This window comes from Streptomyces sp. NPDC042336, assembly GCF_055581985.1.
This window is the reverse complement of sequence record NZ_JBVJEA010000006.1, coordinates 231,292-249,124: the sequence shown is the minus strand read 5'-3', so window position 1 is coordinate 249,124 and position 17,833 is coordinate 231,292. Positions and strand designations below refer to the sequence as shown.

General features: G+C 72.9%; 16 protein-coding genes and 1 pseudogene. 14 read left to right on the top strand and 3 right to left on the bottom strand.

The window, feature by feature from the left end; all coding sequences use genetic code 11:
- The first annotated feature begins 34 nt into the window (after window positions 1-34).
- The 7 genes from rpmG (at window position 35) to ACZ6IM_RS15900 (ending at window position 5,817) form a co-directional block, all read left to right on the top strand.
- Complete coding sequence (gene rpmG, locus ACZ6IM_RS15930) at window positions 35-199, top strand: 50S ribosomal protein L33 (RefSeq protein WP_019330754.1); 165 nt, start codon at window positions 35-37, stop codon at window positions 197-199.
- 28 nt (window positions 200-227) lie between these two features.
- Window positions 228-350 carry a type B 50S ribosomal protein L36 gene (gene ykgO / locus ACZ6IM_RS15925; RefSeq protein ID WP_003978293.1) on the top strand — a complete coding sequence of 41 codons (123 nt, stop codon included), beginning with the start codon at window positions 228-230 and terminating at the stop codon, window positions 348-350.
- Window positions 351-562: 212 nt separating this feature from the next.
- Window positions 563-1,636 carry a polyprenyl synthetase family protein gene (locus ACZ6IM_RS15920; protein ID WP_052841281.1) on the top strand — a complete coding sequence of 358 codons (1,074 nt, stop codon included), beginning with the start codon at window positions 563-565 and terminating at the stop codon, window positions 1,634-1,636.
- A gap of 126 nt (window positions 1,637-1,762) precedes the next feature.
- On the top strand, window positions 1,763-2,047 hold the full coding sequence (locus tag ACZ6IM_RS15915; protein WP_052841282.1) for a hypothetical protein: 285 nt from the start codon (window positions 1,763-1,765) through the stop codon (window positions 2,045-2,047).
- Window positions 2,040-3,098: a polyprenyl synthetase family protein gene (locus ACZ6IM_RS15910; RefSeq protein WP_052841283.1), complete on the top strand. Its 1,059-nt coding sequence runs from the start codon at window positions 2,040-2,042 to the stop codon at window positions 3,096-3,098. The genes ACZ6IM_RS15915 and ACZ6IM_RS15910 overlap by 8 nt, the downstream gene beginning before the upstream one ends.
- A gap of 13 nt (window positions 3,099-3,111) precedes the next feature.
- The gene (locus tag ACZ6IM_RS15905) at window positions 3,112-4,272 is read left to right on the top strand and encodes an oxygenase MpaB family protein (RefSeq protein WP_052841284.1); all 1,161 of its coding nucleotides are present in this window, start codon (window positions 3,112-3,114) and stop codon (window positions 4,270-4,272) included.
- 111 nt (window positions 4,273-4,383) lie between these two features.
- The gene (locus ACZ6IM_RS15900; protein WP_052841285.1) at window positions 4,384-5,817 is read left to right on the top strand and encodes a WGR domain-containing protein; all 1,434 of its coding nucleotides are present in this window, start codon (window positions 4,384-4,386) and stop codon (window positions 5,815-5,817) included.
- Window positions 5,818-5,832: 15 nt separating this feature from the next.
- Here the strand turns inward: ACZ6IM_RS15900 and ACZ6IM_RS15895 are convergent, their stop codons facing one another.
- Together ACZ6IM_RS15895 and ACZ6IM_RS15890 are read right to left on the bottom strand one after the other, a co-directional pair.
- Window positions 5,833-6,255 carry a DUF350 domain-containing protein gene (locus ACZ6IM_RS15895; protein ID WP_052841286.1) on the bottom strand — a complete coding sequence of 141 codons (423 nt, stop codon included), beginning with the start codon at window positions 6,253-6,255 and terminating at the stop codon, window positions 5,833-5,835.
- Window positions 6,256-6,337: 82 nt separating this feature from the next.
- On the bottom strand, window positions 6,338-7,441 hold the full coding sequence (locus tag ACZ6IM_RS15890) for a DUF475 domain-containing protein (protein ID WP_469557044.1): 1,104 nt from the start codon (window positions 7,439-7,441) through the stop codon (window positions 6,338-6,340).
- Window positions 7,442-7,573: 132 nt separating this feature from the next.
- Between ACZ6IM_RS15890 and ACZ6IM_RS15885 the strand changes: the two genes are divergently transcribed.
- The 4 genes from ACZ6IM_RS15885 to ACZ6IM_RS15870 all read left to right on the top strand — a co-directional run bounded on the left by ACZ6IM_RS15885 (window position 7,574) and on the right by ACZ6IM_RS15870 (window position 11,693).
- Entirely contained in the window at window positions 7,574-8,029 is a 456-nt protein-coding gene (locus ACZ6IM_RS15885) for a Fur family transcriptional regulator (protein WP_052841288.1), read from the top strand.
- Between the two features lie 24 nt (window positions 8,030-8,053).
- Window positions 8,054-10,276 (top strand): catalase/peroxidase HPI, encoded by a 2,223-nt coding sequence (katG, locus tag ACZ6IM_RS15880; RefSeq protein WP_052841289.1) that lies wholly within the window; start codon window positions 8,054-8,056, stop codon window positions 10,274-10,276.
- An 89-nt stretch (window positions 10,277-10,365) separates the two neighbouring features.
- Window positions 10,366-11,367: a phosphotransferase gene (locus ACZ6IM_RS15875; protein ID WP_469557041.1), complete on the top strand. Its 1,002-nt coding sequence runs from the start codon at window positions 10,366-10,368 to the stop codon at window positions 11,365-11,367.
- Between the two features lie 59 nt (window positions 11,368-11,426).
- Window positions 11,427-11,693 (top strand): hypothetical protein, encoded by a 267-nt coding sequence (locus ACZ6IM_RS15870; RefSeq protein WP_052841291.1) that lies wholly within the window; start codon window positions 11,427-11,429, stop codon window positions 11,691-11,693.
- Here the strand turns inward: ACZ6IM_RS15870 and ACZ6IM_RS15865 are convergent.
- Window positions 11,636-12,661: a MerR family transcriptional regulator gene (locus ACZ6IM_RS15865; RefSeq protein WP_052841292.1), complete on the bottom strand. Its 1,026-nt coding sequence runs from the start codon at window positions 12,659-12,661 to the stop codon at window positions 11,636-11,638. The two genes, ACZ6IM_RS15870 and ACZ6IM_RS15865, sit on opposite strands and share 58 nt — an antisense overlap.
- A gap of 91 nt (window positions 12,662-12,752) precedes the next feature.
- Between ACZ6IM_RS15865 and ACZ6IM_RS15860 the strand changes: the two genes are divergently transcribed.
- From ACZ6IM_RS15860 to ACZ6IM_RS15850, 3 genes and pseudogenes are all read left to right on the top strand, one after another.
- A complete protein-coding gene (locus ACZ6IM_RS15860; protein ID WP_469557220.1) occupies window positions 12,753-14,285 on the top strand; it encodes an alpha/beta hydrolase in 1,533 nt (510 codons plus the stop codon).
- Between the two features lie 43 nt (window positions 14,286-14,328).
- A pseudogene (locus ACZ6IM_RS15855) lies at window positions 14,329-15,935 on the top strand (molybdopterin-dependent oxidoreductase).
- Between the two features lie 189 nt (window positions 15,936-16,124).
- Window positions 16,125-17,831: a cellulase family glycosylhydrolase gene (locus tag ACZ6IM_RS15850; RefSeq protein WP_469557038.1), complete on the top strand. Its 1,707-nt coding sequence runs from the start codon at window positions 16,125-16,127 to the stop codon at window positions 17,829-17,831.
- Window positions 17,832-17,833 lie beyond the last annotated feature (2 nt).

Here is a 17,833-nt window from a genome sequence, read left to right as displayed (position 1 = left end):
AACGGCAGCCCGCGCCGCGGTCGGAAGGAGCACCATGGCACGCAGCACCGCACGCCCGGTCGTCAGGCTGAAGTCGACCGCCGGGACCGGCGTCACCTACGTCACCCGCAAGAACCGCCTCAACGACCCCGACCGGCTCGTCCTGCGCAAGTACGACCCGGTGGCGGGGGAGCACGTGCCGTTCCGCGAGGAACGCTGAACGGCGCCCGACGAGCGAGGAGGCACTCATGAAGGTCCGCAACTCCCTGCGCGCCCTCAAGGCCAGGCCCGGCGCCCAGGTGGTGCGCCGCCGTGGCGTGACCTACGTGATCAACAAGAAGGACCCACGCTTCAAGGCCCGCCAGGGCTGAGCGTGCGCGCGTTCCACGGCCCGGCCCCGCGATCGGCGGGGCCGGGCCCTGGCGCGTACGGACGCGGCAGACGGGCGCAACCGGCGACGTCGACGCCGTAGCCACGGGCTGGGGGCGCCGAGCGGCCCCGCCGACCCGCGCCGCACGCCTCGCGGCATGCCCTGACACACTGCGGAGCGCGTCATCCGTCCCGTCCACAGGAGGACCTCGTCATGACCGAGCAGCCGCAGGCCCGCGTCGCGGGATACGAGCGCCGGTTCAACGCGCTCTTCGCCGAGTACTTCGACAGGCTGGGCACGGCACTGGACGCCCCGTCCTTCAGCCGCTTCACCCCGGACTGCGTCGAGTTGCTGCGCGACCTGTCGCTGCGCGGCGGCAAGCGGATGCGGGTCGTGCTGTTGCACGAGGCGGCGCGACTGGTGACCGCCGAGCCGGTGGAAGGGCTGGACGCCGCCGCGCTGAGCGTCGAACTGCTGCAGACCCACGGCCTGGTGCACGACGACCTCATCGACGACAGTGCCACCCGCAGGGGCGGACCCACGACGTACTACGCCTACCGGGAGAGGTTCCCCCACCACCCGCGGGCCGCGCTCGCCCTCACCGTGCTCGCGGGCGACCTGGCCCTCGCCCTCTCCCTGCGCGTGCTCCTGGAGGCCGAGCTGCCCGCCGAGGTGCGGCAGGCGATGGTCGAGGTCCAGACCCGGGCCGCGGCCGACACCTTCGTGGGCCAGATCGTCGACCTGGAACGCGACTTCACCGACACCGCCCCGGACGACGACGTGCTGCACGCCGTCGCCGACCACAAGTCGGCCCGCTACTCGGTCCTCGCCCCCCTGTGCCTCGGACTCCTGGCCGCGGGAGAGCAACCGGCCGCCCACGAAACGGAGTTGCGCGACTACGCCCGCCTGCTCGGCATCTGCGGACAGATGCGCGACGACTACCTGGACCTGTTCGGCGACGCGGAGGCGATGGGGAAGCCGACCGGTACCGACATCCGCGAGGGCCGGCACACGTACACCGTCGTCCGCCTGCTGTCGGCCGTGAGCGGCCCCGAGCGGGCCTTCGTGGAAAAGGCCTTGGGCGACCCCGCCTGCGCACCGGAGACCGTCGCCGAGATCCGCGCGATCGGCGAACGCGCAGGTGTCGACGACCGGATGCGCGCGGACATGCGGCAGTACGCCGAGCGGGCCCGCCAGGTGGCGGCCGGCTGGCGTCCGCGGTGGCGCGAGGACGCCGTCGCCTTCTTCGAGCGGCTGCCGCGGTGGAGCGTCGAGCGGACCTCCTGACACCTGTTCCCCACATCGCTCAAAGGGGTATTCGGGATCTTCCGCCCCGTCCCTCCGGTCATGCTCTGATCGGACGCGCCGTCGACCGGGCGCGTCCGTGACCACGTGACCACCTGGGGCGGAAGAATGACGCATTCGAGACGACGGGGGACGGGCGAGGACGACCGGGCCGTGCTGCTGGCCGCCGGACTCGCCGACCTGGCGGTGAGCACGATCGGCTCGGCGGTGGGCGGGCTGCGCGGGCTCCTCGGCCGCTCGGACACCGCCGACCTCGTACGGGAGGCGGAAGAGGACCTCCAGGCCCGGGGCAGGCTGGTCATGGACCGCTACGCGCACGTGCCACCCGCCCACCTGGAGGTTCTCGCCCGGCACGTGCGGGCGCGCCGGGCAGCCGACGACGGCGATGTCTGACCGCTGGGACCCGGCCGGCTTCAAGTCGCGCGTCGACGGCGTCCTGCGGGACTTCCTGGCCGAGGAGGCCGGTCACCTCGTGGCGGTCGACGAAGCCCTCGCTCCCGTGGCCGAGCGGCTGCGGGACTCGGCCGGGCACGGCAAACGGCTGCGCGCGGCCTTCTGCTACTGGGGCTGGCGGGGGGCCGGACAGCCGGAGAGCGACGCACTGGTCCGGGCGGCTGCCTCCATGGAACTGGTGCACGCCGCCGCGATCGTGCACGACGACCTCATCGACGACAGCGCCCTGCGCCACGGCCTGCCCACCGCCCACATGGCCCTGGAGGCCGTGCTCGCCCGGGACGGCCGCCCAGGGGCCCGGACGGCGGCGCGGTCCCTGGCCCTGCTGGTGGGAGATCACCTGATGGTCCTCGCGGGCCGCCTGTTCACCACCAGCGGTCTGCCTGCCGCCTATCTCGCCCGCGCCCGGGACCTGTGGACCGCGCTCGCCCGCGAACTCATCGCCGGCGAGTGCCTGGAGATCCTGCACACCGGCGGTTCGCCGGACACCGACACCTCCCTGAAGGTCGTCCGCTACAAGACCGCCAAGTACACCGTCGAGCACCCCCTGCTCATCGGTGGCCTGCTCGCCGGCGCCGCCCCCGCCCTGCGGGACACCTACCGGGCCTACGGCCTGCCGCTCGGCGAGGCGTTCCAGCTGCGCGACGACCTGCTCGGTCTGTTCGGGGACCAGGAACGCACCGGGAAGTCGGGTCTGGACGACCTGCGCGCCCACCGGCCCACCGCACTGCTGGCCGAGACCTGGAAGGCGGCCGACGCGACCCAACGGGCCTGGCTGGGCGCCCTGCTGGGCCGCGACGACCTGGACGCGACCCATCTGCGCGACGTGCGCCAGCTCATGCGGGAGCTGAAGGCACCGCAACGGATCGAGCAGCTGATCGCGACCCGCGTGGAGCGCGCCACCCGCGCCCTGGACGCCACCGGGACACCACCGCACGCGCGCCGGGCGCTGCGCGAACTCGCCCAGCAGGCCACCGACCGGACGCACTGACGAGGAGACCGCGATGCCCCCCACCGAGAAGTCGATGGACGCCCTGCGCCGCGACGGCGACGAACTGGCCGACGCCGTCGTCGCCACCCTGTTCGAACGCGGCGAGGTCGGCACGTTCAACTCCCTGATGCGTTACGTCTCCACCAGCGGCCAGGAACTCCCGGACGGCCTCCCGGGCGTCGCCCGGGAGTACCTGCGGGTGACCGGCACCCCGCCGGACTGGGTGGACTGGGACGAGATGGAGCGGGCCCGCCTGTTCTTCATCGACAACAACGTGCACATCTCCACCGCGCTGTCCTTCGCGTCCATGCCCGCCTGCTACGTCGTCCCGCACGTGGCCCGGCTGCTGTCGGCCACCCACGGTCTGAACTACCCCTCCAAACGGATGGCGGAGACCGGCCAGTTCACCGTCTACCTCATGCGGCCCGACGCGTTCGAGGCCGGGGGTCGCTTCATCCCGGCTGCCCAGAAGGTGCGCCTGCTGCACGCCGCCATCCGCCACCACCTGAAGCGGGAGAACCGCTGGGACACCGAGGCCCTCGGCGTACCGATCTGCCAGGAGGACATGATCGGCGGGCAGATGTTCTTCTCCCTGCTCGTCCTGGACAGCCTGCACCGACTCGGCGTCCACATGTCCGCCGAAGGCGCGGACGCCTACTACTACGCCTGGCGCGTCGTCGGTGCCATGCTCGGCGTCGACCAGGCGGCCGCCCCCACCACGCTCGACGAGGCACGCCGGTTCCTCGACCTGTACATGCTCCGCCACATGGGTCCCTCCGAGGAGGGCGCCCACCTCACCCGGCAACTGATCGACCTGTACGAGGAAGTCGTCCCCGGCACCCTCTTCGACCCGGTCGTCTCCGCCCTGATCCGCTACCTCGTCGGCGACACGTGCGCCGACTGGCTGGACGTCCCCCGCACGGCCTGGGACACCCTGGTCAAGGCAGCCCCGCACCTCCTCGGCGTCCTGGAGGCGATCGAGGACCGCTCACCGCTGGGCGCGTGGGCCCTGGACCGGCTCGGCCACCTCACCACGGCCCTCGAACTCTCCTCCCTCACGCGCGGACGCGTCATGCACTACGCCATCCCCGAGCAACTGAGAAAGGAGTACGGCGTCTCCGGTGCCGCTGCCCGCAGCCGCCGTTGGGCCCCGCCGCCCGCGACCGTCTCCTGAGCCACCGCACAGGCCGATCCGGTGCCACGGCCGACTGTCAGTGGGACCTCCTACGGTGTGATCAGTGGAACTCGCGGACACGCCGCGGGACCGGCCGGGGAGAGGTCTGCCATGTCGAGCACGTACCTGGAGCTGTCGCAGGACGACGGGAGCGCGCACAAGTTCTACGAAGTCACCGTCCAGGGACAGGTCGTGACGGTGCGCTACGGCAGGATCGGCGCGGCAGGACAGACCCAGACGTCGACCTTCCCCACCGCCCAGAAGGCGGAGGCCGCTGCCGCCAAGAAGATAGGCGAGAAGGTGCGCAAGGGCTACGAGCCCGCCGTGCCGGGACAGCGCGCGCCCCGCGCGGTCACCCGCCGGCAGGTGGCCTCCGCGCCGTCCACCGCCCGTGCGGTCGCACCGGTCCTGTGGCGGTTCCGCACCGGCTCCGCCGCCTTCGGCATCCACATCGACGAGGACAAGTGCTGGGTGGGCAACCAGGCGGGCGACGTCTACACCCTCGCCCACGGCGGGGAGGTCCTCGCCCGCTACCAACTGCCGGACGGCGTCAAGTGCCTGGTCGCCGACGACTTCTGGATCTACGCCGGCTGCGACGACGGCCGGGTGTACGACCTGTCGTCCAAACTGCCCTTCGCCGCCTACGACATCGCGGCCGACGTGGACATCTTCTGGCTCGACATCCACGAGGGCGTGCTGAACGTCGCGGACCGCGCCGGACGGCTCACCGTGATCGACCACGAGGACGAACACCAGTGGTCGCGCGGCGGACGCGGTGAGCACGCCTGGATGGTGCGCGCCGACGACCGGGCCGTCTACCACGGGCACACCCGCGGCGTGACCGCCCACTCCCCGGACGGCGGCGCCGAGTTGTGGCACACCCCCACCCAGGGGGCCGTGCTCTTCGGCTGGCAGGAGGACGACGCGGTCTACGCGGGCACCGCGCGGCACACGGTCCAGCGGCTGTCCAAGGCCACCGGTGCCGTTGAGGCGACGTACCACTGCGACAGCCCGGTGTACTCGTGCGCCACCTCTCCCGGTGGCCGGTTCGTCTTCGCCGGTGACTCCGCGTCCTCGGTGTACTGCTTCGACCGGGACGGCACCCGGCTGTGGAAGCTGGGCACGGGCGGCGGCTCCGCCCTGTCCATGCAGTACCGCGACGAGCGGCTGTTCCTCGTCACCACCGACGGTTCCCTGGTGTGCGTGGACGCGAGCGAGACGGCGGTGACGGCCGCCCAGCAGGGCTCGGTGCCCGTCGCCCGGGACGTCAAGCTCGCCGCCACCCTGCCGACGTACGCGCCCGCCACCGCCGCGGCCGCGGTGACGACCGTGACCGCGGCGCCCGCGGGCTCCGTCGTGGTGGAGTGCGTCCAGGAGAACGGCCGTACCCGGATCCACGTGGTGACGGAAGGGTACGACCGGTCCTGGAACGTCCAGTTCCCGAGGGCGATCCGGGAGCCGGGCGCGCGCTACGTGGTCGACGCGCTGCACGCCGCGTCGGGCGGTTTCTACCGGGTGCGCGGTGACATCAGGCGCCTTCGGTGACGGCACCCGGCGGTGTCAGGCGATCGAGGCCGCGATGACGGCGGAGACCGCGAGGTTGCAGGACGCCGTCACCCACACGGCCGGGTGCGGCTCCGGCTCGACCAGCGTCGCGCCCAGCCGCCCCGGGGTGATCAGGTCGACCACCAGGAAGGCCACCGCCATCATCACCAGGCCCAGCAGTCCGAACACGGCCGTGGAGACCAGGCCCTTGCCGAAGTCCTCGTACGTCGTCCATATGGAGGTGAAGACGATGCCGCCGATCCCGAGCAGCGCGGAGCTGAGCACCAGGGCGGCGTTGCGGTTGCGCTGCTCCCAGATCTGCCGGCCGAGCTTTCCGGGTGTCAGCACGTCCACCAGGACGATGCCGAGGACCAGGAGGACCAGACCCAGGCCGCCGTAGGCGGCGGCCCGGCCGAGTCCGTTGACGATGTCGCTCATGGCGTTGCCGGCTCCGTAGCGTGAGGGATCGTGAGTGATCGAGGTCAAGGCGCTGCAAAATCTAGCGCACCGGCCCCACCGCTCAAGAGGCGGTCCGCAGCGCGCGGTTGCGGCGCACGGAGGACCAGAAGGACGCGCCGATCAGGACCACGCCGACGAGCCCGGTGATGATTTCGTTGATCTCGTACTGGATGGTGACCAGCAGGATCAGCGACAGGGCGCCGATGGCGTAGTGCGCGCCGTGCTCCAGGTAGACGTAGTCGTCGAGGGTGCCCTGGCGGACCAGGTACACGGTCAGGGACCGCACGTACATGGCGCCGATGCCCAGGCCCAGGGCCATCAGGACGATGTCGTTGGTGATGGCGAAGGCGCCGATGACGCCGTCGAAGGAGAACGACGCGTCCAGGACCTCCAGGTAGAGGAACATGAAGAACGCCGCCTTGCCCGCCAGCCTGACGGGGGACCCGGACGGCCTCCCGGCCCGTTCCTCGTCCTCCTCCGCCTCCTGTTCACGCTCCTCCTCGTCCTCGAGCCGTTGCTCGAAGAAGCCGGAGAGGCCGCCCACGACCATGTAGGTGATCAGACCGGCGACGCCCGCCAGCAGGACCGTCTCCGCCTTGTCGGCATGCGCCCCGCCGTGCTGGTGGGCGTGGGCGCCGAAGGTGGTCGCGGAGACCAGCAGCACGATCAGGGCGATGCAGACCGACAGCATGTCGACCCTGCCGAGCTTGGCCAGTGGACGCTCCAGCCATCCCAGCCACTTGATCTCCCGGTCCTCGAAGACGAAGTCGAGGAAGATCATCATCAGGAACATGCCGCCGAAGGCCGCGATCGACGGATGGGCGTCCGTCACCAGCTCCTGGTAGCGGTCCTTGTCGGTGAGCGCCAGGTGCACCGCGTTCCAGGGACTCAGCCGGGCACTGATCGCCACGATCACCACCGGGAAGACCAGCCGCATGCCGAACACCGCGATCACGATGCCGACGGTGAGGAAGATCCGCTGCCAGAAGGCGTTCATCTTCTTCAGGATCCCGGCGTTGATCACCGCGTTGTCGAAGGACAGCGAGATCTCCAGGACGGACAGGATCGCCACGATGCCGAGGGCGGTCCAGCCGTCGTAGAGCACGCCCGCCGCCAGGCCGAGGGCCGTGACGGCGAAGGCCCAGCGGAACGTCTTCAAAAGCACCGGCCACTCATTCCTGTCGTCGCGCTGTACGGGGCGGCATCCCATGCCAGTGCCCGCCACGCACGTTGTTTACCACGCTGGAGTCGTTCGTTTCCTTGAGTGGTTCGTGTCTCAGGGAGTAGGTTCGCCGCCATGACGGCATCCCGGCACTCCCGGAATCCGGCCACCGCCGATGAGCTGCGTCGGGCGGGACTGCGGGTGACCGCCGCCCGCGTCGCGCTGCTCGAGACCGTACGGGCGGGGGATCACCTCGACGCCGAGGCGCTCACCTCCGGGGTGCGCCGACGCGTGGGACACGTCTCCCTCCAGGCCGTGTACGACGCCCTGCACGCCCTCACCGCGGCACGGCTCGTGCGCCGTATCGAACCGCCCGGCGGCCCGGCGCGGTTCGAGGGACGGGTCGGTGACAACCACCACCATGTCCTGTGCCGGTCCTGCGGTGCCCTCGCCGACGTCGACTGCGCCGTCGGCGACGCGCCCTGCCTGACCGCCTCCGACGACCGCGGCTTCGTGATAGACGAGGCCGAGGTCATCTACCGGGGCCTGTGCCCCGACTGCTCCACCCCCGGCAGTTCCCCAGCACCTTGATCCGCCCCGTCCGGAAGGATTCCCATGTCCGAGAACCACGACGCCATCGTGACCGACGCGAAGGCCGAGGAGACGGGCGGCTGCCCGGTCGCCCACGGACGCGCCGCCCACCCCACGCAGGGCGGCGGAAACCGTCAGTGGTGGCCGGAGCGGCTCAACCTGAAGATCCTCGCCAAGAACCCCGCCGTCGCCAACCCGCTGGGCGAGGAGTTCGACTACGCCGCGGCCTTCAACGCCCTCGACCTGCAGGCCGTGAAACGGGACATCGCCGAGGTGCTGACCACCTCGCAGGACTGGTGGCCCGCCGACTTCGGCAACTACGGCCCGCTGATGATCCGGATGGCCTGGCACAGCGCGGGCACCTACCGCATCAGCGACGGCCGCGGCGGCGCCGGCGCCGGCCAGCAGCGCTTCGCCCCGCTCAACAGCTGGCCGGACAACGGCAACCTCGACAAGGCCCGCCGCCTGCTGTGGCCGGTCAAGAAGAAGTACGGCCAGAACCTCTCCTGGGCCGACCTGCTGGTCCTCACCGGCAACGTCGCCCTGGAGACGATGGGCTTCGAGACCTTCGGTTTCGCCGGCGGCCGCGCCGACGTCTGGGAGGCCGAGGAGGACGTCTACTGGGGCCCCGAGACCACCTGGCTCGACGACCAGCGCTACACCGGCGACCGCGAGCTGGAGAACCCGCTCGGCGCCGTCCAGATGGGCCTGATCTACGTCAACCCGGAAGGCCCCAACGGCAACCCGGACCCGATCGCCGCCGCCCGCGACATCCGTGAGACATTCCGCCGCATGGCGATGAACGACGAGGAGACCGTCGCGCTGATCGCCGGCGGCCACACCTTCGGCAAGACCCACGGCGCCGGCCCGGCCGACGCCGTCGGCGACGACCCCGAGGCCGCCGCCATGGAGCAGCAGGGCCTCGGCTGGAAGAGCAGCCACGGCACGGGCAAGGGCGGCGACGCCATCACCTCCGGCCTGGAGGTCACCTGGACCAGCACGCCCACCCAGTGGGGCAACGGCTTCTTCAAGAACCTCTTCGAGTACGAGTACGAGCTGGAACAGAGCCCGGCCGGCGCCAACCAGTGGGTGGCCAAGGACGCCCCGGAGATCATCCCCGACGCGCACGACCCGTCGAAGAAGCACCGCCCCCGGATGCTCACCACCGACCTGTCGCTGCGCCTCGACCCCGTCTACGGGCCGATCTCCCGCCGGTTCTACGAGAACCCGGAGGAGTTCGCGGACGCCTTCGCCCGCGCCTGGTTCAAGCTGACCCACCGTGACATGGGCCCGAAGTCCCTGTACCTCGGCCCGGAGGTCCCCGAGGAGACGCTGCTCTGGCAGGACCCGCTGCCCGAGCCCGAGGGCGAGACCATCGACGCCGAGGACATCGCGACCCTCAAGACCAAGCTCCTCGAGTCGGGCCTGTCGGTGGCGCAGCTGGTGACCACCGCCTGGGCCTCGGCGTCCACCTTCCGCGGCAGCGACAAGCGCGGCGGTGCCAACGGCGCCCGCATCCGCCTGGAGCCGCAGCGCGGCTGGGAGGTCAACGAGCCCGACGAGCTGGCGCAGGTGCTGCGCGTCCTGGAAGGCGTCCAGCGGGAGTTCAACGCCGGTTCGGGCGCCAAGAAGGTGTCCCTGGCCGACCTGATCGTCCTCGGCGGCTCGGCCGCCGTCGAGAAGGCCGCCAAGGAAGCCGGCTTCCAGGTGGAGGTGCCCTTCGCCGCGGGCCGCGTGGACGCGACGGAGGAGCACACCGACGCCGAGTCGTTCGAGGCGCTCGAGCCGACCGCCGACGGCTTCCGCAACTACCTCGGCAAGGGCAACCGGCTGCCGGCCGAGTACCTGCTCCTCGACCGGGCGAACCTGCTCACTCTGAGTGCGCCCGAGATGACCGTCCTGGTCGGTGGCCTGCGGGTGCTGGGCGCGGGCCACCAGCAGTCCCAGCTCGGGGTGTTCACCCGGACGCCGGGCTCGCTGACCAACGACTTCTTCGTCAACCTGCTCGACCTGGGCACCACGTGGAAGGCGACGTCCGAGGACCAGACCACCTTCGAGGGACGCGACGCCGCCACCGGCGAGGTCAAGTGGGCCGGCAGCCGCGCCGACCTGGTGTTCGGCTCCAACTCCGAGCTGCGGGCGCTCGCCGAGGTCTACGCGAGCGACGACGCCAAGGAGAAGTTCGTGCACGACTTCGTCGACGCCTGGGTCAAGGTCATGAACCTCGACCGCTTCGACCTGGTCTGATCGACCTTCGCCCGGCCCGGGGCCCCAGGGCGTCCCGGGCCGGGCGAAATCCGGTGGCCGCGCGCGGCGCACGGTGCTGGGATGGCGTGATGCTCAGTGGCACGCCGGTGACCGTGGACCGGGGTCGGTACCAGGACACCGTCACCCCCTGGGAGGAACCGGCCTGGCGCACCGAGGCCATCGGCTGGACCGAGTCCCGCCTGGCCGCCCACGGCCTGCGGCCCACGGGAGCCTGGCGGGCGCGGCTGCGGCCGTGGTCCGTCCTGCTGCGGGTCGACGTCGTGGGACGCGATGCGGTGTGGTTCAAGGCGAATCCGCCGGCCAGCGCCTTCGAGGGCGCGCTGACCGCGGCGCTGGCCCGCTGGGTCCCCGGGCACGTACTGGAGCCGCTGGCGGTGGACCCCGGCCGGGGCTGGGCGCTGCTGCCCGACGGAGGGCCGCTCTTCCGGGACGTCCTGGCACGGGAGGCGGTCACTCCCGCCGCGTGGGAGGAACTCCTGCGCCAGTACGCGGCCGTGCAGCACGCCCTGACCCCGCGCGCGAGCGAGATCGAACGCCTGGGTGTGCCCGCCGTGCCCGCCGACGCGCTGCCCGGCGCCCTCGACCGGCTCGACGAGACCCCGCTGCCGTCCCGGGACCGGGCCGCGCTCCGCGAACTGCGCCCCCGCCTGCTGGACTGGCGCGCGGAACTCGCGGCCCTGGGCGTCCCCGACTCCCTCGACCACGCGGACCTGCACGACGGCCAGCTCTTCTGCCCCGCGCCGGGCAGGTTCACCTTCTTCGACTGGGGCGACGCCGTCGTCGCCCACCCCTTCTCCAGCCTCGCCGTCCCCGCCCGCCGGGCGGGCGAGCGCTACGGGAGGCGGGTGCTGCCGCGCCTGCGCGACGCCTACCTCGAACCCTGGACGGGCACCGGACGTACGCCCGCGCAGCTGCGGCGCGCGGTGAGCCTCGCCTGGCGGCTCAGCGCCCTGAACCGCGCGGCCGCCTACGGCAGGCTCTTCCCCACCGTGTCCGGCGCCGCCGGTGCCGCGACGGCCGCGGCCGTCGCCCGCTGTCTCCTCGAACTGCTGGACGAACCCCCCTTGTAGCGGGCGGCCGGTTCCGGGCGCGCGGGCCGTTGTCAGTGGCGGATGCGAGGCTTCACCTCATGGATGAGGTGGAGTTCATGCGGGGCAGGGTCTACGGCGCGGACCACGACAGCCCCGGACCGCGCGCCGGGCGGGTCTACGCGCACCTGGTGGGCGGCCCCCTGGACGGCCTGCTGCTGGACGTCACGGACCTCACGGAGCAGGAGCGCGGCCGAGGAGTCGCGCTGGCGACGGAGATAGGCCGCTACGGGGCGGGCGGCCGCTCCGTCTACGTCCCGAGGCCGGGCGACGCCCGCCGCTTCGACTGGCGGGGCGACGTGCGCTGATCCGGCACCACCCCCGTCTGAGCGGTCAGCGCCGCCAGCAGCCAGTCGTGCGCGGTCCCGGGCGTCGGCTCCGGCCGCCCGCCCGGCGCGGTGTTCACCTCGGCCACCAGCTCCCAGTAGCCGTCCAGGCGGGGATCGGCCGCGAGCTGCCCGGCCAGCCGGCGGCGGAAGCCGGGGGTGTCCCGCACGCCGTACGCACTCGTGTAGGCGGCGACGAACCCGTCCAGTGCCTCACCCTGATGCGGCTCCCGGCCCCGGCGCAGGTGCACAGCGGCCAGCTCGTACGCCTCCGCGAGCCCCGCGTACAGTACGGCGGCCCCCCGGGCGTCGGCGGCCCGGTGCGCCTCGGGCTGGGGGCGGGCGGTGCCCGGGCAGGGGGCGAGGGTGAGGGCGTTGAGGCGGGCGAAGGCCAGGACCTGGGCCGGAGCCGGGTCGTCGGGCGGCTGCGGGACCGCGACGTCCAGGAACGCGCCGGCCGACCGGGCCGGCATCCGCGCCGGCAGCCAGCCGCGCCAGAACCGCACCAGCGGCGCCGTGCTGGGCGGGACGGACACGGCACCGATCAACCGCAGCCGGTCGGCCTGTTCACCGGGCGGGGATTCCTGCACCAGCCGCAGCGCGGCCTCCCGCCAGCGCAACGCCCTGAGTTCGGAGCCGACCTCACGCAGCCGGCCCGCCACCGCGGCCTCCAGCGCTCCGCCCCCTCCACCGCCGCCCGCCGCGCCTTCCGCTTGCCGCTCGTCGAGAATCCGCCGTACCTCGGGAACGCCCAGGCCCAGGGCGCGCAACGAGCGGATCAGCCGCAGCCGTTCGAGTGCCTCGGGACCGTACCGCCGATGGCCGCCGGCGCTGCGGGACGCCTCCGGCAGCAAACCCCGGTCCGAGTAGAAGCGGACCGTCTTGACGGTGACACCCGCGCCCTCGGCCAGCTCGCCGATGCCGCACAGGCCGTCGTTCGACGTGGACACTTGAACCTCCCTCAGGGGGAGTTCCTACCGTACCGGCGGCGGCCCGGCGATCGGGCCGGGCCGCCGCCGCGGACGGAGGGAAGAGCAGATGATGACCGCGTTCATCCTGGTGCCGGGCATGTTCACCGGCACACACATCTGGCAGGGCACCGCCGCGCGCCTGACCGCGGCGGGAGCCGAGGTGCGCACGGTCGCCCTCACCGGCCTCGACGGACCACGCGCGGCCACGGACGCCGCCGTGGACCTGGACACCCACATCGCGGACGTGCTCGCGGCGGTCGACTCGGTGGGCGTGACAGAGGACCGGCGGATCGTGCTGGTCGGCCACGACTACGGCATCCACCCGGCCGTCGGTGCCGCGGACCGGCGCGCGGAGCGCATCCAGCGGATCGTCCATCTGGACTCGGGCCTGCCGAGGGACGGCGTCCCGGCCCTGGCCGCCGTACCCGACCAGTCCCTGCGCGAGCGTCTCGCCGGAACCGGCGGAGCAGAGCGGGCCGAGGGGGTGCTGCCACCCCCGGCGCACGACGAATGGCCGCGCTGGGGCAGCACCGAGGGAGTCCCCGACGCCGCACTGGACCGGCTCACCGCCCTCGCCGCGCCCCAGCCCCTGGGCACCCTGCTCCAGCCGCTGCGGCTGACCGGCGCGGTCGGCCGGGTGCCCAGCACCGGCGTGCTGTGCACCGGCAACGGCACGAGCATCGAGCTGGTCCAGATGCTGGTGCGCCTCGGCGATCCCGCGCTGCGCCCCCTGACCGACCCCCGGGTGACCTTCTTCGAACTCCCCACTGGGCACTGGCCGATGCTCTCCCGCCCCGAAGAGCTGACGGACGTCCTGCTGCGGGCCGCGGCGGGTGAGGGGCACCGGCTGGAGCCGGTCGACGACGCCGCGGGACCGGGGCACCTGCGGCCCTTCCTGATGGATGTGCCCGACGTCCCGAGGGAGCGGCACGGGAACGTCGACCTCTACCTGCCCGACGCCGAGGAGCCTCGGCCCGCCGTGGTGTTCGTGCACGGCGGGCCGGTCCCCGCCGACGCCCGGCCGACCCCGCGGGAGTGGCCCGGCCTGACCGGGTACGCGCGGGGCGTGGCCGGGGACGGAGCCGTGGGCGTCCTCCTCGACCACCGCCTGCACGACCTCGGCGACTACGAGCGGGCCGCGGCGGACGTGGCCGCCGCCGTGGAGCTGGCGCGGGCCGATCCCCGGGTGGACGGGGACCGGATCGCGCTGTGGTTCTTCTCCGGCGGGGGCCTGATCGCCGCCGACTGGCTGGACGAGCCCCCCGCCTGGCTGCGCTGCCTGGCGGCCACCTACCCCGTGCTGGCGCCCCTGCCGAACTGGGGACTGTCCGAGACCCGTCTGCGACCGGCGTCCGCCGTGGCGAAGGCGGGTGAACTGCCCGTCGTGCTCACCCGGGTGGGACGGGAGATGCCGGAACTCGCCGCCACCGTCGAGGAGTTCCTGGCCGCGGCCGAGGAGTGCGGGGCGGACGTGGAGGTGATCGACGTGCCGCACGGCCACCACGGCTTCGAGACCATCGACGTGACCGACGAGTCGCGCACGGCGGTGCGTCGGGCGATGCGCACGGTGCTGGACCACACCTTCGGGACGGGGGCACGGTGACCGCGGGCGACGCGCCACCAATCCGCCCGCCGCCCGGTGCCGTATGACCGGCGTGAGCGACCACGGCAAGACCCCGCGCGAACCGTCGGCCAGGACCTGGACACGCCTCGGGCCGGGGGCGCTGACCGGTCTTCTGGCGGGCGGTGCCGCGCTCGCCGTCGCCGAGTTGGCGGCGGCCGCGGTACGCCCGCAGGCCGGCCCGGTCGTCGCGGTCGGCTCCGCCGCGATCGACCGTACGCCGGCCGCCGTGAAGGACTGGGTGATCCGCACCTTCGGCACCCACGACAAACTGGTGCTCCAGCTCGGCATCCTCGCCGTGCTGTCCCTGTTCGCCCTGGCCCTCGGCGCGCTCGCCGCCCGTCACCGGCGCACCGGCGCGGCGGGAGTCCTCCTCTTCGGAGCCGTCGGAGCCGCGGCGGCCCCCGGCAGGCCCGACTCCACCGGCGCGACGGACGCCTTCCCCTCAGTCCTGGGGGCGATCGCCGGCGCGGCACTCCTGTACGCGCCGGCCGGGCTCCTGCCGGTAGCGCGCCGGGAGGCGCCGGGGGAGCGGGGCGCGGGCTGGGACCGGCGCCGGTTCGTGATCGCGGCGACGGCTGCCGCCGCGGCCTCGGCCGGGGCCGGTGTGCTGGGCCGGGCCCTGGGCGGCGCGGGCGGCCGGGAAGCGGTCGCCTCCCGGGAAGAGGTCACCCTTCCGCCGCCCGGCTCACCAGCACCGGCGGTGCCCCGACGGGCACAGGTCGGGGTGGCGGGGGTCAGCCCCTTCGTCACCCCCAACGGTGACTTCTACCGGGTCGACACCGCCCTGGTGGTCCCCAGGGTGGACGCCACGACCTGGCGGCTGCGCGTGCACGGCGACGGGGTCACCGGGGAGAAGACGCTGACCTTCGGCGACCTGCTGCGGCGGGAGCCGATCGAGCGGGACATCACCCTCACCTGTGTGTCCAATGAGGTGGGCGGCCCGTACGTCGGCAACGCCCGCTGGATCGGCGTCCGGCTCGCCGGCCTGCTGGAGGCGTGCGGCGTCCGTCCGCCCTCGGCGGGCGGCCCCGCGGACCAGCTGGTGGCCCGCTCCGTGGACGGCATGACCATCGGCAGCCCCGTCGAGGACGTCATGGACGGCCGCGACGCCATGCTCGCCGTCGGGATGAACGGCGAGCCCCTGCCGTTCGACCACGGATTCCCCGTCCGCATGCTCGTGCCCGGCCTCTGCGGCTATGTCTCGGCCTGCAAGTGGATCGAGGACATCGAGCTGACCACGTTCGACGCCTACGACTCGTACCGGGTCAAGCGCGACTGGGCCCGTGAGGCACCGATCAAGACGCAGTCCCGGATCGACACCCCGAAGCCCTTCGCCCGGCCGAAGGCGGGCACGGTGATGGTCGCCGGAGTCGCCTGGGCCCACACCGCGGCATCGGCAAGGTCGAGGTCCGCGTCGACGACGGCCCCTGGGAGGAGGCCACCCTGGCAGCCGGGGACTCGCGCGACACCTGGCGACAGTGGTCGTACGCCTGGCGGGCCACCAAGGGCGGTCACACCCTCGGCGTGCGGGCGACCGACCGGGCCGGCGAGGTGCAGACGGCGCGGCGCACCCGCACCGTGCCCGACGGCGCCAGCGGTCGGCACTCGGTCGTCGTGACGGTGGACTGACGCCGGACCGGTGCTGCCCTGTTCCCGCCCCATCTCCGGCGGGGCAAGCGATTTCTGTCCGCAGCCTTGACGTGTACGCGGCATGGTTAGTTTCATGGAGACACTTTGTGGGAGCGCTCCCACACTCTGACTTCGTCACCCCCACCGTCTTCCGCCCCCGTGTCCGCACTACTCAGTCCTGGAGTCGCCGTGCGTACAGCAAGACGCGATACCCCCGCACCGCCGCAGACCCTCGCGGCCCGCCTGGTGGCCGGCCTCGCCGCACTGATCGGGCTGGTCGTCGTCGGCGCCCTCTGCCCGGGCGCCGCCGTGGCCCAGTCGCCGGCCGGGCGGGCCGCGGGCGTCCAGTCGGCCGGTGCGCAGGCGGCCGGCCTGCACATCAGCGAGGGCCGGCTGGTGGAGGGCAACGGCAACGACTTCGTCATGCGCGGGGTCAACCACGCCCACACCTGGTACCCCGGCGAGACGCAGTCGCTGGCCGACGTCAAGGCGCTGGGCGCGAACAGCGTCCGGGTCGTCCTCTCCGACGGGTACCGCTGGAGCGAGAACGGCCCCGAGGACGTCGCCGCCGTCATCGAGCAGTGCAAGGCCAACCGGCTGATCTGCGTGCTGGAGGTGCACGACACCACCGGGTACGGCGATGACGCCGCGGCCGGCACCCTCGACCACGCCGCCGACTACTGGATCGGCCTCAAGGACGTCCTGGCCGGCCAGGAGGACTACGTCGTCGTCAACATCGGCAACGAGCCCTGGGGCAACACCGACCCCGCGGGCTGGACCGAGCCGACCGTCGCCGCCGTCAAGAAGCTGCGCGACGCGGGGCTCCAGCACACGATCATGGTGGACGCCCCCAACTGGGGCCAGGACTGGCAGGGCGTCATGCGCGCCAACGCGCGGACCGTCTACGACGCCGACCCCACCGGCAACCTGATCTTCTCCATCCACATGTACAGCGTCTTCGACACCGCCCAGGAGATCACCGACTACCTGAACGCCTTCGTGGACGCGGAACTACCCATCCTCATCGGGGAGTTCGGCGGCCCGGCCGACCAGTACGGCGACCCGGACGAGGACACCATGATGGCCACCGCCGAGCGACTCCACCTCGGCTACCTGGCCTGGTCGTGGAGCGGCAACACCGACCCGGTCCTGGACCTGGCGCTCGACTTCGACCCGAGCAGGCTCAGCGACTGGGGCGAACGCATCTTCCACGGCGCCAACGGCATCGCCCGGACCTCGAAGGAGGCCACCGTCTACGGCGGCGGCGACCCGGACACCCAGGCCCCGACGGCTCCCGGCACCCCGACCGCCACCGCGGTCACCGACACCTCCGTCACCCTCGGCTGGACCGCCGCCACCGACGACACCGCCGTCACCGGCTACGACGTCGTCCGCGTCGACGACGGCACCGACACCACGGTCGCCTCCTCGGCCACCACCACCGCCACCGTGACCGGCCTCGCCGCCGGCACCACGTACACCTTCGCCGTCCTGGCCCGTGACGCGGCGGGCAACCGGTCCGCCCGCTCCGCCGCCGTGGAGGTCACCACCGACGAGGGCGGCGGCACCCCGGGCGCCTCGTGCTCCGTCGGCTACCGCGTCGTGGGCGAGTGGCCGGGCGGTTTCCAGGGCGAGATCGCCGTCCGCAACACCGGGAACGCCGCCCTCGGTCCGTGGACGCTCGCCTTCGCCTTCGCCGACGGCCAGACCGTCACCCACATGTGGGGCGGCACCGCCACCCAGAACGCGGGCGCGGTGAGCGTCGCCCCGGCCTCCTACACCGCCACCATCCCGGCCGGCGGCACGGTCACCCTCGGCTTCACCGGCCAGAAGGGCGGCACCAACACGGCCCCGGCCGCGTTCCGCCTGAACGGGGCCTCCTGCGCCACGACGTGACC